Annotated in this window: 10 protein-coding genes and 2 tRNA genes; 10 read left to right on the top strand and 2 right to left on the bottom strand. The window is 59.6% G+C overall.

The window, feature by feature from the left end; all coding sequences use genetic code 11:
• Nucleotides 1-163: 163 nt before the first annotated feature.
• Nucleotides 164-952 (bottom strand): ABC transporter permease, encoded by a 789-nt coding sequence (locus tag H3T93_RS07470; RefSeq protein ID WP_144178130.1) that lies wholly within the window; start codon nt 950-952, stop codon nt 164-166.
• Nucleotides 949-2,052 (bottom strand): ABC transporter substrate-binding protein, encoded by a 1,104-nt coding sequence (locus H3T93_RS07465; protein ID WP_144178128.1) that lies wholly within the window; start codon nt 2,050-2,052, stop codon nt 949-951. Before H3T93_RS07465 ends, H3T93_RS07470 begins: the two co-directional genes overlap by 4 nt.
• A gap of 314 nt (nt 2,053-2,366) precedes the next feature.
• Between H3T93_RS07465 and H3T93_RS07460 the strand changes: the two genes are divergently transcribed.
• From H3T93_RS07460 to H3T93_RS07415, 10 genes are all read left to right on the top strand, one after another.
• Entirely contained in the window at nt 2,367-3,371 is a 1,005-nt protein-coding gene (locus tag H3T93_RS07460; RefSeq protein ID WP_186363967.1) for a LacI family DNA-binding transcriptional regulator, read from the top strand.
• A gap of 99 nt (nt 3,372-3,470) precedes the next feature.
• Nucleotides 3,471-4,337 carry an MBL fold metallo-hydrolase gene (locus H3T93_RS07455; RefSeq protein ID WP_144178124.1) on the top strand — a complete coding sequence of 289 codons (867 nt, stop codon included), beginning with the start codon at nt 3,471-3,473 and terminating at the stop codon, nt 4,335-4,337.
• A 424-nt stretch (nt 4,338-4,761) separates the two neighbouring features.
• Nucleotides 4,762-7,158, top strand: coding sequence for an anaerobic ribonucleoside-triphosphate reductase (gene nrdD / locus H3T93_RS07450; protein WP_046323629.1), 2,397 nt, complete (start codon nt 4,762-4,764; stop codon nt 7,156-7,158).
• A gap of 69 nt (nt 7,159-7,227) precedes the next feature.
• Nucleotides 7,228-7,950: an anaerobic ribonucleoside-triphosphate reductase activating protein gene (gene nrdG, locus H3T93_RS07445; protein ID WP_144178122.1), complete on the top strand. Its 723-nt coding sequence runs from the start codon at nt 7,228-7,230 to the stop codon at nt 7,948-7,950.
• 56 nt (nt 7,951-8,006) lie between these two features.
• Nucleotides 8,007-9,533: a glutamate--tRNA ligase gene (gene gltX, locus H3T93_RS07440; protein ID WP_144178120.1), complete on the top strand. Its 1,527-nt coding sequence runs from the start codon at nt 8,007-8,009 to the stop codon at nt 9,531-9,533.
• A gap of 68 nt (nt 9,534-9,601) precedes the next feature.
• A tRNA-Glu gene (locus H3T93_RS07435) sits at nt 9,602-9,674 on the top strand.
• A 41-nt stretch (nt 9,675-9,715) separates the two neighbouring features.
• Nucleotides 9,716-9,787, top strand: a tRNA-Gln gene (locus H3T93_RS07430).
• A 315-nt stretch (nt 9,788-10,102) separates the two neighbouring features.
• Nucleotides 10,103-11,278 carry an NAD(P)/FAD-dependent oxidoreductase gene (locus tag H3T93_RS07425; protein ID WP_144178118.1) on the top strand — a complete coding sequence of 392 codons (1,176 nt, stop codon included), beginning with the start codon at nt 10,103-10,105 and terminating at the stop codon, nt 11,276-11,278.
• A gap of 281 nt (nt 11,279-11,559) precedes the next feature.
• A complete protein-coding gene (gene cydB / locus H3T93_RS07420; protein WP_144178116.1) occupies nt 11,560-12,612 on the top strand; it encodes a cytochrome d ubiquinol oxidase subunit II in 1,053 nt (350 codons plus the stop codon).
• Nucleotides 12,613-12,673: 61 nt separating this feature from the next.
• Nucleotides 12,674-14,644 (top strand): ABC transporter ATP-binding protein/permease, encoded by a 1,971-nt coding sequence (locus H3T93_RS07415; protein WP_232348755.1) that lies wholly within the window; start codon nt 12,674-12,676, stop codon nt 14,642-14,644.
• Nucleotides 14,645-14,656: the final 12 nt, after the last annotated feature.

Genomic DNA, 14,656 nt, shown 5'->3' with positions numbered 1-14,656 from the left:
TCATCTTCTATTGATAATCCTGAATCTGACTTCCGTATGTTCCTATTATGGCAGGCCGGTTCTTCTGCCGGCCAGTCGTGGATGGTGAAGGGGATGGGGGGCTCGTCACACTTGCTTGGGCCAATCCGTCAGATTCGGTATGTAATTGCTGTCGCAGTGCTCTTCACTCGTCGTCTGGATTAACCATGTGATCATCGCCGGCATCGCCCAGCAGCACCCGCTCGGTCAGGGTGATCAGGCCCAGCAGGAGGGCGGTCAGCAGGATGATGACCAGGGTGGCCGAGAAGATCAGCGGGGTTCTAAAGGAGTTGAAGGCCGACTGCAGCCATATGCCCAGGCCGTTCCTGGCGCCCAGATACTCCGAGGTGGCCGCGGTGGCGAAGACATAGGCGGCGCTGATGCGCAGGCCGCCGAAGATCTGCCCCGCAGCCACCCTCAGCTTGACGTGCCATAGGGTCCAAGTTCGGGTTGCCCCGCAGTTCAGCGCTACATCCTGGTAGAAGCGCGGCACGGACTTGAGCCCCCGGTAGGTCTGGACCACGATGGGGAAGATAGCGAAGACGGCCACGATGACCACCTTGCCCAGAGGCTCGAACCCGAACCAGATCACGAACAAGGGTGCGATGGTGATCAGCGGAATCATCTGGGCGCCGGCGATCAGGGGGTAGAGGGCATCATGCAGGGTGCGCCAGCTGTAGAGGGCCAGGCCGATCACTATTCCCAGGACCGAGGCCAGGAGGAAGCCCAGAAGGCCCTCAAGAGCGGTGATGGTGGTGGCGGGCAGCAGGTCCTCCCGGGACTGCACTGTGGCAGCCAGGATTCGGCTGGGCGCCGGCAGAACCTGTTCGCTGACTCCGCCCAAGCGGGCAGCCAGTTCCCAGATGATGAGGAGCGCCAGCAGGGTGATGGTCGGAGGCAGCGCCCGGGTTCTGCTCTGCTTCCGCGACTTCATTTACCGGCTGCTTCCCGAACGTACCGATCGGTCCACAGATCCGTGGCCTGAGGGGCCTTGTTGGGGTCGCCCTTCTTGGCATCCCGGTAGGTGCCCGCCTTGAATTGGAAGTCCAGATAGTCCTGGGCATCCTTGACATTGATCAGTCCGGTGATGCTTCTTTGATCCGGGCTGTCAACCCAGTAGCCCTCCTTGACGATGCTCTCCATGGAGCGCTTGGCCAGGGTCGGGTCGATGGCCGATCCCTTGGTCTCCTTGACCAGGATGTCCGCCGCCTGGTCGGGATGGCTCAGGGCGTAGTTGTATCCCTTCAGGCAGGCCTTGACGAATGCTGTCAGGGCGCGACGGTGGCCGGCCTGCTGCAACCAGGAATTCTTGACCACGAAGCCCAGCTGATCCGGGTTGCCGGGCACTCCCCAGTCGGCCTGGGTGAAACAGTGCAGGGCTGGTCCCTTGAGCTCGCTCTCCACGCCCTCCCAGTTGGCGTAGAAGCCGGCGAAGTCGCCCTTTCCGCTGGTCAAGGTGGCGAAGGTGTTGGTGCCGCTGGTCACACGCTTGAAGTCGCCCTTGCCGCCTGCATAGCGGATCATCTGCTTGACCACGGCCGTCTGTTCGGCCGATCCGAAGCTGACGAAGGTCTTGCCGTCGAAATCCTTGGGGGTCTTAATGTCGGTACGCGAGGCCAGCGAGCACCAACGTGCCACGGAATGCTGGCCTATGTTGAAGACCTGCCGCAGGTCGGATCCCTGGGAGTTGAAGGTGGCCAGGTTGCTCAGCTTGGAGAAGCCTACGTCGGAGACCCCGTTCTGGACGGAGGTCTCGGCTCCCGCCTGGGCCGTCGGCAGGATGGTCAGCTTCAGGTCGGCCTTGTCGAAGTAGCCCAGATGCCGGGCCACGTAGATGCCCACATGATTGGTGTTGGGCGTCCAATCCAGCATGAAGGAGAGCTTGGAGCCATCATCGGCCTTGTCATCTGCCCCCTTGGCCCCACAGGCCGCGCTCGTAGCTGCCATGCAGATCGCCGCTGCCAGGGCGAGCGCCCGTACGATCAGTCTATGGCCGGGAATTCTCCTGAAACCACTGTTCTCCGACATGCTCATCACTGTCACCTTGCCTCTCCGGCACCCCTGGTGCCTCTCCGCATCGGGGCCGCTACGGGAAGGTGAGGAGCCCGCGCGACGGTCCGGTACGGTCTTGACCGATGGAATTCTGCGATGTGTGCTACGGCTGCTGCCACCAGCCGCGCGAACAAGACCACTCTAGTCCAACCAAGTCTGTCATGCCTCGCCGTGGTGAAAGGTTGCATCATTTGCCCCTATACTGGAAACTCACGAGAGGTCTGTGCGGGCCGACCACTGTCGGTCTCGTCCGGAGCAAGACATCCGATTTCGGTAGGGTACGACGGAGGGTTCCCATGTCGGTGACCATCAGTGATGTGGCCAAGCAGGCGGGCATGTCCGTATCCACGGTCTCCCAGGCGCTCAACGACACAGGGCGCATCTCCCCACCCACCAAGGACAGGGTCCGCCGGGCGGCCATGGAGCTGGGCTACATCCCCGACAGCCGAGCCCGATCCATGCGATCCTCGCGCTCGCATGCCGTAGGTCTGCTGGTCCCCGATATTCGCAACCCTTATTTCTCCGAGTTGGTCTACGCCGTCCAGGACCAGCTCTACTCGGCAGGTTACGCGCCCCTGATCGGCGTGTCTTCTTGCCAGGCCAGCAGGGAGGAGGACTATTACCGCATCCTTCTGTCTCGGCATATGGATGGTGTTCTGGTCGTGCCTGACGGGCCCACATCGCCCATGCTGCGCACCATGCTGGCAAGGGAATTCCCTGTTGTCTTCGTGGATCGTCCCGACCGGACCCTGCCTGGTGTCCCCCTGGTGGATTCCGACCCGGTGCCCGGCCTGGAGGCAGCCTTGGACGCTCTGGCAGCCAGGGGATGCAGGCGAGTGGCCTTTGTCCCGGGCCCCGAGAGCCGCTCCTATACCTTCCGCGAGCGCGAGCAGGCTTTTCTGGACGGCGTGGATGCCCGTCAGGGGCTGACGGGATTGGTGGTCCGCCAAGGATTCGAGGACCGTCCCCTGGCGGCCGCGACCATGCGCCATCTGCTCGGTCAAGGGGTGGACGCGGTCATCTTCGGTTACTCGGCCGATGCCATCAAGGCCATCGCCATGGAGTGGGACAGCGACCAGCGCTCGCGTGTGCCCCTCGTCTCCTTCGACGACCTGGAGGTCTTTCAGCTGATCAGTCCCCAGGTTTCGGTCATCTCCCAGCAGGTGGATCGCATGGGCCGGCAGGGCGTTGACATGCTTTTATCCATGATCGAGCCGGGGCGGCAGGCTCCGGAGGGTATGAGCGTGGATCGCCGGCTGCGCACCCAAACCCTTTTCGTGCCAAGGGGTCTGCTGGCTTAGTAATCCATTGCGTTCATACGTTCTCTTCTTGTCGTTATCGTATGACGTACCTGCCCAGGCATAACTATTGACATCCATCACAAAGGGGTATGAGCAATTATGAAATTTGAACATCTAGGGACAGCCGCAGCTGAAAGAATCCCCGGCATTTTCTGCATGTGTGATCTGTGCAAGCAGGCCAGACGCATCGGAGGCAGAGAAATTCGTACTCAGTCCCAGGCTTTGGTCGACGATGCACTCCTGCTTGATTTTCCTGGTGATACCTATTGCCATTTTATTAATAATAAGAACTTTGATCTACCGGCAATCACCCAGCTCTTCATCACTCATTGGCATTCTGATCATTTTTACGGTGAGGATCTGGCTTATCGCATGGATTCGTACGCCGATGACAATCCAACCCATATGGATGTCTATGGCTCTGAAGCTGTCCAAGGCTTTTACGAGCGGGCTTTCTTCCTGGAGGAACATTACGATTATGACAAGTTAACGTATCATGCTCTTCATCCTGGTGACAGTGTCACAGTGACGGCTGGGAATGGCAGGACCTACACGGTATATGCTTTTGAGGCAAAGCACGGCCATCATTTCGGTGATTGTCTCTTCTATGGACTGACAGACGGTCAAGTCGGGCTGCTGTATGCGCATGATACGGCCTACTTCTATGAATCGACCTGGAAGGATCTAGCCAAAGCTGGGCTAAAATACGACTACGTTTCCTTGGATTGCACCCAAGGGTTGACTGATCTCAGTTCCGACGTCCACATGAACTTTTCTGACAACCTGCGAGTTAGGGATCGCATGGTGAAGATGGGGCTGGCCGATTCGCACACTATGTTCGTGTGCAACCATTTCTCTCATCGTGGCAATGCCAGTTATGAACGTATGCAGGAAGCAGCCGTCAGGGAGGGATTTGTCAGCTCTTACGACGGAATGGTGACGAACATCCAGCCCCCAGCAGTCTAAGCGTTGCGTTTTGCAGGCGGCTATGACCATTTTGGCCAGGGCCGCTTTTCTGTGTCTTCGCATATGAAAGCTGGAGTGGAGGTGACGTATGCGTTGTAGCGAGGTCTAGACAAAAGGAGTACGTGGTACCGGAGTGTCGGGTAGTTGTGTCGTCCCTGTAACTGACCTCTACTGGTCTTTCGGCCATTTGCCGCCCTTGTCCAGACCCTGCTCTTTGTGACTCAGTTCACAAAACACGGGAATAACTAGATGTAGGAAACGAATCATCCTCAGGCACTACATATGGTGGTCACGACGTGATAGAGTGAGTCCTGTCAGCAAAAATGACATCCATGTGATTCGCCGTTCCCAATACGGAATTTGGGAACGCCAAAGCAACTGCACATGAACAACCGTATGAGGAGTGACGATGGATACTGAGGTCATGACCGATAGCGTGAAGGAGCGTGGCATTTCGGATCGCGATGCTGTCGATGGCATTCTGGTCGAGAAGCGCGACGGCCGGATCGTCGATTTTGATCCCGTCAACATCATGAACGCCATCGAAGCCGCCTTCAAGGATGTCAAGCACGAGGTCAGCCCTGAGGATCGCCAGCAGATCCGGGGTATGGCCCTGACCGTTCAATCCGAGATCACCGATCGTTACACCAACCCGGTCAAGATCGAAGACATCCAGACCCTGGTCGAGCACGCGCTGGTCAATGCCCATCTTTACGAGATCGCGCGCTCTTACACCTCCTACCGTCTCGACCGTGACATTCAGCGTGCCAAGGCCACGGATGTCAACGAGGCCGTTCATCGTCTGACCAGCAAGGACGAGACTCTGGTGCGCGAGAATGCCAACAAGGATGCAAACGTCTACGCCACTCAGCGCGATCTGCTGGCCGGTGCGGTCTCCAAGGCCTCGGCCTTCGCCATGCTGCCCAAGGATGTCTCCAATGCCCATATGAAGGGAGACATCCACTTCCACGACGCGGACTACTCGCCCTTTACGGCAGAGACCAACTGCTCCCTGCCTGACTTCGGCGATATGCTGGCCCACGGTTTCGAGCTGGGCAACGCCATGATGGACTCGCCCAAGTCCATCGGCACGGCCGCCACGCAGATCACTCAGATCATCAAGGACATCGCCGGCTCCCAGTATGGTGGCCAGACCGTCAATCGTTGTGACGAGATGCTGGACAAGTACGCGCGTCTGGACTACAAGAAGAACTATTCCATGGCTGAGGCCGTCCTGCCGGACGAGGAGCCCATAGACGTGGCCAAGGATGTCGTCCGGGGACTCAAGGCCAGGGAGGCCGATTGGCTCCACCTGGACGATCGTGCCCCTATCGGCGAGGATGCCCCCTTCGATCTGGATGCTCCGCAGATCGTTCGTCTGCGTCAGGTCTATGCCAAGATCCTGACCCGCAAGAACATTTACGATGCCATGCAGACCATGGAGTACCAGATCAACTCCAACCGTGTCTCCAACGGGCAGACCCCCTTCGTCACTGTGGGCTTCGGGCTAGGCACCTCCTGGTTCGCCCGGGAGATTCAGCGGGCCATCTTCCTGATTCGTATCCGCGGACTGGGCAAGGATCGCCACACCGCCATCTTCCCCAAGTTGGTCTTCACCATCAAGCATGGTCTCAACGCGGATGAGGGCGATCCCAACTACGACATGAAGCAGCTGGCCCTGGAGTGCTCGACCAAGCGGATGTACCCTGACGTGGTCTTCTATGAGAACCTGGTCAAGATCACCGGCTCCTTCAAGGCCCCCATGGGTTGCCGTTCCTTCCTGCAGGCCTGGACCAACCCCGAGACGGGCGAGGACGAGGAGGACGGCCGCATGAACCTTGGTGTCGTCACCGTCAACATCCCCCGCATCGCTCTGGAGTCCCGTGGCGATAAGGATCGTTTCTGGAAGATCTTCGACCAGCGCATGGAGGTGGCCCACCACGCCCTGCAGTTCCGCATCATGCGCTGCAAGCAGGCCACGCCCATCAACGCCCCCACCCTCTACCAGTACGGTGCCTTCGGCAGGCTGAAGCCGACCGACAGCGTGGACACACTCTTCCGCAACAGCCGCGCCACCGTTTCGCTGGGCTACATCGGCCTCTACGAGGCCACCAGCGTCTTCTACGGCAAGGACTGGATGAAGGACCACTCCTGGGATCCGGAGGGCAAGGAATTCGCCCTGAGCATCGTGCGCCGGATGAACCAGCTCTGCAAGCAGTGGGAGAAGGCCGAGGGATACCACTATTCGGTCTACTCCACTCCGGCCGAGTCGCTGACTGACCGCTTCGCCCGGATGGACAAGGAGAAGTTCGGTGTAGTCGACGGCGTGACGGACCACGACTTCTACACCAACAGCTTCCACTACCCGGTCTGGCTGCGGCCCACGCCCATGGAGAAGCTCAGCTACGAGCGGGACTTCCCCTACCTGGCCTCGGGCGGGTTTATCAACTACTGTGAGTTCCCCTCCATGCAGCAGAACCCCAAGGCCCTTGAGGCGGTCTGGGACTACGCCTACGACATCGGCATCGGTTACCTGGGCACCAACACACCCATCGATCACTGCTTCGTCTGCGGCTACGAGGGCGACTTCGAGCCCACCGAGGACGGCTTCAAGTGCCCCGAATGCGGCAATGACGACCCTGACAAGTGCAACGTGACCAAGCGCACCTGCGGTTACCTAGGCAACCCGGTCCAGCGGCCCATGGTCCACGGTAGGCATGAGGAGATCGCCCACCGCGTCAAGCACATGGAGGGCGAGACCGGCCACGTGGTCCTCAAGGACGGATCCACCAAGGAGTGGTTCGATGACAAGGCCGAATAAGCTCTGACAAGACGCAGTTAATGGCGGGCCGGGTAGTTTGTGGCCCGCCATTGTCATGAGGAGGACCAGATGACGGACAAACAGGGAGCCATGAGAAAGACAGGCAGCCACCGTGACTTCGCTGCTGATGAGCAGGGGCGCGGTCCGGGGGTTCCCTCTGCGCTGACCAACAATCCCAAGGCCGGCCAGTGGGACGGTCGCCGCCTCAGTCGGGGAATCGTGGCGGACTACAAACGTCTGGTCATGACCGACGGCGAGGGGATTCGCTGCTCCCTCTACGTCAGTGGTTGCCCCTTCCGCTGCCAGGGATGCTACAACGCCTCCATCTGGGACTTCGGCGCCGGGCACCCCTACACCCAGCAGCTTGAGGACCAGATCATCAAGGACCTGTCGCTGTCCTATGTGCAGGGCATCACCTACCTGGGCGGGGAGCCTCTGCTCAACACCCCCATGCTGCTTGGCCTTTCGGAACGAATCCGGCGCGAGTTCGGTCATGAGAAGGATATCTGGTGCTGGACCGGCTACACCTGGGAGGAGCTGAACCGGCCGGGGGAGACCCCGGACAAGGCCCAGCTGATCTCCTACCTTGATGTGCTGGTGGACGGACGCTACTTGGAGAACCGGAAGAACAGCCTGCTCCAGTTCCGGGGCTCGGACAACCAGCGGATCATCGACGTGCCACGGTCCTTGGAGCAGGGCCGGGTGGTCATCTGGCCCAAGCTGCATGACCAGACCAGGTTCATTCCGGAGACCTACAGCAAGGACCGGCAGCAAGAGCAGCAGCGAGGCTGATGCCGGCTCATGCTCTGAATTGGTCTACGTCGCCTTGCCGGGGCACAATGGGTGTCATGACTGATGAGCATGATCACGACGCCAAACCCGACCTGCCCAAGGATCTGAGGGTCCGCTTCTGCCCCTCGCCGACCGGCACCCCACATGTAGGCATGGTCCGAACCGCACTCTTCAACTGGGCCCAGGCCCGGCACTCCCATGGCACCTTCGTCTTCCGCATTGAAGACACCGATGCCCAGCGCGACAGTGAGGAGAGCTACCAGCAGATCCTGGAGGCCCTCAAGTGGCTGGGTCTGGACTGGGATGAGGGTGTTGAAGTCGGCGGCCCGGACGGCCCCTACCGGCAGTCCGAGCGCGGCGATATTTACCACGATGTGGCCCGGCAGCTGCTAGATGCCGGCTACGCCTACGAGTCCTACTCCACCGCTGAGGAGATCAAGGAGCGCAACCTGGCCGCTGGCCGTCCGGCCGCTTTCGGCTATGACGGGTACGACCGCGACCTGAGCGACCAACAGCGCCAGGCCTTCCGCGATCAGGGTAGGCGGCCCGCCCTGCGCGTCCGCATGCCCGACGAGGATATCGCCTTCGATGATCTGATTCGCGGGCATATCGAGTTCAAGGCCGGATCCGTGCCTGATTATGTGATCGTGCGCCCCAACGGCGATCCCCTCTATACTCTGACAAACCCGGTGGATGATGCCCTGATGCGCATCAACGTGGTTCTGCGCGGCGAGGATCTGCTCAGCTCCACCCCCCGACAGATCGTCCTCTACCGGTACCTGATGAAGCTGGGCATAGCCCGGGCTATGCCCCTGTTCGGGCACCTGCCCTACGTCATGGGCCAGGGCAAGAAGAAGCTTTCCAAGCGCGACCCCGAGTCCAACCTCTTCCTGCACCGGGAGCACGGCTTCATTCCCGAAGGGCTGCTCAACTATCTGGCCCTGCTGGGCTGGTCCATCGGACCCGACCGCGATGTCTTCTCCATGGATGAGATGATCAAGCACTTCGACATCCGCGACGTGAAGGCCAATCCGGCCCACTTTGACATCGACAAGGCCGTAGCCATCAATGCCGAGCACATCCGTATGTTGGAACCGCAGGACTTCCTGAACCGGTCCCTGCCCTACCTCAAGCGCGACGGACTGGTGAGTGCCGAGCACTGGCAGGACCTGAGTGATCGTGAGCAGCGAATTCTGACCGCTGCCGCCCCTCTGGTCCAGCCTCGTGTGCGCCTGCTGGGGGAGGTGTCCGGCATGGTGGGCAGTCTGCTCAGCCAAGAGGAGTACCTGGAGCCTGAGCCGGATGCCCGCAAACAGCTCAAGGACTCGGCTGGACAGGTCCTTGACCTGGCTATTGCCGCCCTGCAGGATGTGCCGGACCAGGACTGGAAGACCAACCACCTGCACGACCTGCTTACTCAGGCACTGGTAGATGAGGGCGGCTATAAGCCCCGTCTGGCCTTCGGCCCGGTTAGGGTGGCGGTCTCGGGAAGGCGGGTCTCGCCGCCCCTGTTCGAGTCCCTGGAAATCCTGGGCAAAAACACAACACTCCGAAGGATGACCAACTTGCGTCAAAACCTCTGAGCGGGTATATTTCTTTTTTGTTGTGCTACTGACCTGCTGAACCGGGTTCGTACGCGGCGAAAAGTGAAGCCCCCGTCGTCTAGCGGTCTAGGACTACGCCCTCTCACGGCGCCAACACCGGTCCAAATCCGGTCGGGGGTACGACATGTGGCAACCGTCCAAGCGATTGTCGCACAGCCAATTGGGGTATGGTGTAATTGGCAACACAGGTGATTCTGGTTCATCCATTCTTGGTTCGAGTCCAGGTACCCCAGCGATAGAGACATGGAGTCCCGAGGAGCGGAACATCGACACGGTGTTCCGCTCTTCCTATTTACGCATTACCATGGATTCCAGGAATGCTTCTGGTTTGCAAAGCGGCGGCCGGCGGTATCCACGAGAGTTGCTCACGGTGTGAGCAAGCAAACAAAAAGAGGAGGCTCGGCGGACTGCTATGTCAGAGTTTCCGATGATGGAATCTGATACTTTGAGCATAGAAGCTTGAGTGATGAACCCAATCATCGGCTGATCGGGCAACATCACCCGGTATATGAATCATTGTACGATTTTTTCGGTAGAGGTGTGTGATTATGACGACAATCATGGTGTTGGGAGCTGGTTATGCGGGTCTTCGCGTGGTCAAGAAGCTGGATCATGCAAAAACTGATGCCCATATAGTCCTGGTCAATCAGAACGAGTACCACTACGAGTCCACCCAGCTGCACCAGGTTGCGGCTGGGACCAAGGAGCCGGCGGATGTGGTCTTCGACCTGCGCAAGTCCCTGCCCGATTCGGTGGAGCTGATCGTCGACAAGGTGGTCGACATCGATCAGGACAACCGCCGGGTCAGCCTGGAGCATCACGATCCCCTGTCCTATGATTACCTGGTCAACGCCCTGGGCTTCGAGTCCGAGACCTTCGGCATCAAGGGTGCCGATGAATACGGATGGCCGCTCGTTGATGTGGACACCGCTCTGGCGGCCCGCAAGAAGCTGGAACAGACGCTGGCCCGATACCAGACCAGCCATGATCCGCTGGATCTGAGCATTGTGGTCTGCGGTGCAGGTTTCACCAGCATCGAGTACCTGGGCGAGCTGGTCTACCGGTTGCCTCAGCTCTCAAAGCGTCTGGGCTTCCCCATGGATCAGGTCAAGGTGGACTGCATAGAGGCCTCGCCCAAGATTCTGCCCATGTTCAGCCAGGACCTGGTCGACTGGGCTGTGGATTTCCTGCGCAAGCGCGGAGTCAACTTCCACACCTCGACTCCCATCACCGAGGTCAGGCAGGATGCCGTGATCTCCAATGACCAGGAGTTCAAGGCCCATACGATCATTTGGACAACGGGTGTGCGTGGCAGCCACGTTATTGCCGATTCCGGGTATAATCAGAAGCGTAACCGTGTAGTGGTCAGGGATGACCTATCGGTCGAGCAGCATCCAGAGGAATTCCTGGTGGGTGATGTCAGTGCCGTTCCCGATCCTCAATCCGGTCGGCTCTACCCAACCACTGCACAGATTTCGATGGCCCAGGCTGATACCGCGGCCGCGAATGTCCTTGCCAGAATGCGGGGGCAGGAGCCCCAGCGGTTCACTTTCCGAAGCCTAGGGACCGTGTGCTCTCTCGGTCCCCATGACGGGGTTGCCGAAATCGACCGAATGGGCACGCTGAAGCTCAAGGGCAAGGTGGTCTCGGTACTGAAGTGGATCGTCAACGAGCGGTCGGTCCTGGAGCTGGCCGACGTGCGTACCATGTTGGAGAGCAACTGAACCAGCGTCTCAATGAACGCAAGGGGCTGGACAACGAGGGAGATGAGGACGGACATGATTCAGGTCATGAGAACGCGGCGTATGTTCGTCCCTATTCGGCCTCGGATTGGATCGTTCTGGGAGACGACGTCCATCGGCTCTGTGTTCATCGACATCATTGACTACCTCCTGCTCCTCCTCGTTCCGGCGGAAACTGTGGCCGACCTTGGCCTCCGCCAGGATTGCGGAGGCCCCCGTGCCAGTGCGCGGATCGGCAGGAGCGAGAGGAGAGTGGCATTAGCATGAGTTTTCTACAAGGTTTGTGGTTCTTTGTCATCGGCCTGCTTTTTGCGGGATTCCTTCTGCTTGAAGGGTTCGACTTCGGCGTTGGCATGGCTACCAGGTTCGTGGCCCGCGACGGTGATGAGCGCGCCACATTCATGAGGGCCATTGGTCCCCACTGGGATGGCAACGAGGTCTGGCTGATCACTGCCGGCGGCGCTATGTTCGCCGCTTTCCCGCTCTGGTACGCCTCCCTCTTCTCGGGGTATTACATCCTGCTCTTCCTGGTGCTGGTCTCTCTGATTCTGCGTGGCGTTTCATTCGAGTTCGCCTCTCACGCACTGACCAGCCGTGAGCGTGGTGTCTGGCAGTGGGCCAACTTCATCGGCTCGCTCTTCGCGCCATTCTTCCTGGGCATGATGCTGACCAGCCTGATCCAGGGCATCCCCATGGATAAGAACGGCGATGCCTGGCCCGGGTTCTTCGATGTGTTCAACTGGCTGTCCGTGGTCGGCGGCATTGCTGTCGTCTTCTTCAGCTTCGTTCATGGCCTGCACTTCCTGAGCCTGAAGCTGGGTGTCATGGATTCCCGCCGGATGCTCAACGTGAGCGAGAAGGCCTACTGGATCGCCTATCCGGCCCTGGTCGTCTTCGTGCTCCTGGCCATCTTCAACACCGACTTCTACAAGGCACGCCCCCTGTCCACCTGGCTGATTACCGTAATCATCCTGGCATCCGTCATTGGAGGCCACGTCGCCGTCTTCAAGAAGCACGGCGGCTACGCCTTCACTTGCTCGGGCATCACCCTGATGGCCATCATCGCCTTTATCTTCAACGGGCTCTTCCCGCGTGTGATGATCTCTGATGATCCGGCCTACAACCTGCTGATCCAGGATGCCTCGGCTTCACCGCTGACCATGAAGATCATGACCGTGGTGCTGTGCATCTTCCTGCCCATCATGCTGGCCTACTTCATCTGGAGCTACTTCATCCAGCGCAAGCGGCTGGACACCGATGGCGCCCACCAGACCTCGCCTGTGGCCCCTTCGGCCACCGTGGCTGAGACCGTCTGAAAGTTAAAGGAGGCAGGGGGGCAGTGCTGGCAGGACCGGAGCGCATCCGGAGGATAATGCATTGATTGACAAAAATCTCTTCCGTTTCGACGGAGTCCGGTCCACCTTGGGCCTGCTGGCTGCCCTGTCCCTGGTCCAGGGAATAGGTGTGGTGGCTCAGGCCTATGGGTTGACCCTGGCTCTGGTGCGTATTTGGCACCTTCAGAACCTGAATGTTCTGGTGGTGCCAGTGCTGATTTTTCTGGCCGCCTACACCTGTCGACAGCTCTGCGACGTGGCCAAGGATCGTATCGCCACCGACCGTGCCGATGCCATCGTGGCTGAGCTTCGCCCCCATATTCAGGATAAGGTCTTTTCACTGGGACCATCAGCTCTGGCTCGGCGAGGCACGGGCTCAGCTGTCACCATGCTGGTGGACGGTCTTGATCAGGTGCGCACCTACGTGCTGACAGTCCTGCCGAAGATGATGGATCTCATCTTCATTCCCCTGATCGTCCTGGTGGTGGTCTGGACCCAGGATGCAGGTTCCGGCCTCATCCTGCTGCTCATGCTGCCCCTGCTTATCTTCTTCATGGTCATCCTGGGCCTGGCAGCCAGGGATCGCTCCAGTCGGCAGTACGCTCAGTTCCGCAAGCTCAACACCAGGTTCATGGATACGGTTCTGGGCCTGCCGACTCTGAAGATGCTGGGCATTGACAAGGAGTACGAGGACGAGATCTATTCGGTCTCGGACCGCTTCCGCAAGAGGACCATGAGCGTTATCAGGGTGGCCATGACATCCACCTTTGCTCTGGACTTCTTTGCCACCTTGGCTATAGCCATCATGGCCGTCTTCCTGGGCAACAACCTAATCAACGCCAAGGTGGAACTGTTCCCAGCCCTCCTGGCCCTGATTCTGGCTCCTGAGTACTTCATGCCCATCCGCCAGTTCGGCGACGACTTCCACGCCACGCTGAACGGCAAGAACGCCTTGGACGACATCGCGGATATGCTGGACCAGCCAGAGCCCAAGCGTTTGGAGGAACTGGACTGGCCCGGGTGGAAGGAAGACAGCCACCTGCGTCTGGAAGGAATCGACTTCGCCTATCCTGGTCCCAAGCCGGTGGAGAGCAATGCCTCGGCCGGGGCGCAGATGGATGCCATGGCCAAGTCCGAGAGTCAAAAGACCAGCAAGAAGAGCCGCAAGCCCAAGGCATCCAAGGCTCAAGACGGTAACATGCGGCCGGCCTCGGCACAGTCCGATTCCACAGTATCGCAGGGAACTGTAGCCAAAGCTGCTGCAGATTCACAGCTCAGTGGGTCCGACGGGAGTTCGGAGGAGCAGCCTCTGGCCCTGAGCGGTCTTCACTTCGACCTGCACGGTTTTTCCAAGGTGGCAGTTGTCGGTCGTTCGGGAGCCGGCAAGTCTACGCTGATGAATCTGCTGGCGGGTTTTGACCAGCCCAAGGCAGGCACCATCGACCTGGATGGTCATCAGCTGGAGCACTGCAACGTGGCTGCCTGGCAGCGGCACATCAGCTACATTCCCCAGAACCCCTTCATCTTCCACGGCACTGTGGCCGACAACATCCGCTTTTACAACCTAGAGGCGGACGATGCCGCCGTGGCCCGTGCAGCCCATCGGGCTGGACTGACCGCCTGGCTCAAAACATTGCCAGACGGTCTGGGCACCCAAATCGGAGAGGGCAACCGTGGCATCAGCGGCGGTCAGGCCCAGCGAATCGCCTTGGCCAGGGGCATCCTGGATCCCTCACGCGAGATTCTGTTCTTTGACGAGCCCACAGCCCACCTGGACATTGAGACGGAATACGACCTGAAGCAGACTTTGCTGCCCATTATGGACGGGCATCTGGTCGTCCTGGCCACCCACCGGTTGCACTGGCTGGCCAACATGGATTGGGTGATCATGTTGGAGCGTGGGCGAATTGTGGCCCAGGGCGATCCGCATGAGCTGATCGGTCAGGGCGGACCCTTGGATGCGCTGATCGATGAGATGGGAGGGAACCAGATTGCCGACTACCAGCAGGACTGAAACCGCCGGAAG

The organism is Bifidobacterium sp. M0404, assembly GCF_016101415.1.
Lineage (GTDB): Bacteria > Actinomycetota > Actinomycetes > Actinomycetales > Bifidobacteriaceae > Bombiscardovia > Bombiscardovia polysaccharolytica.
This window is presented reverse-complemented; position numbering and strand designations above follow the sequence as displayed.

Coding starts and splice junctions, on each gene's coding strand:
- H3T93_RS07470 (WP_144178130.1), bottom strand. CDS start 952: ATGAAGTCGCGGAAGCAGAGCAGAACCCGGGCGCTGCCTCCGACCATC.
- H3T93_RS07465 (WP_144178128.1), bottom strand. CDS start 2,052: ATGAGCATGTCGGAGAACAGTGGTTTCAGGAGAATTCCCGGCCATAGA.
- H3T93_RS07460 (WP_186363967.1), top strand. CDS start 2,367: ATGTCGGTGACCATCAGTGATGTGGCCAAGCAGGCGGGCATGTCCGTA.
- H3T93_RS07455 (WP_144178124.1), top strand. CDS start 3,471: ATGAAATTTGAACATCTAGGGACAGCCGCAGCTGAAAGAATCCCCGGC.
- nrdD (WP_046323629.1), top strand. CDS start 4,762: ATGACCGATAGCGTGAAGGAGCGTGGCATTTCGGATCGCGATGCTGTC.
- nrdG (WP_144178122.1), top strand. CDS start 7,228: ATGACGGACAAACAGGGAGCCATGAGAAAGACAGGCAGCCACCGTGAC.
- gltX (WP_144178120.1), top strand. CDS start 8,007: ATGACTGATGAGCATGATCACGACGCCAAACCCGACCTGCCCAAGGAT.
- H3T93_RS07425 (WP_144178118.1), top strand. CDS start 10,103: ATGACGACAATCATGGTGTTGGGAGCTGGTTATGCGGGTCTTCGCGTG.
- cydB (WP_144178116.1), top strand. CDS start 11,560: ATGAGTTTTCTACAAGGTTTGTGGTTCTTTGTCATCGGCCTGCTTTTT.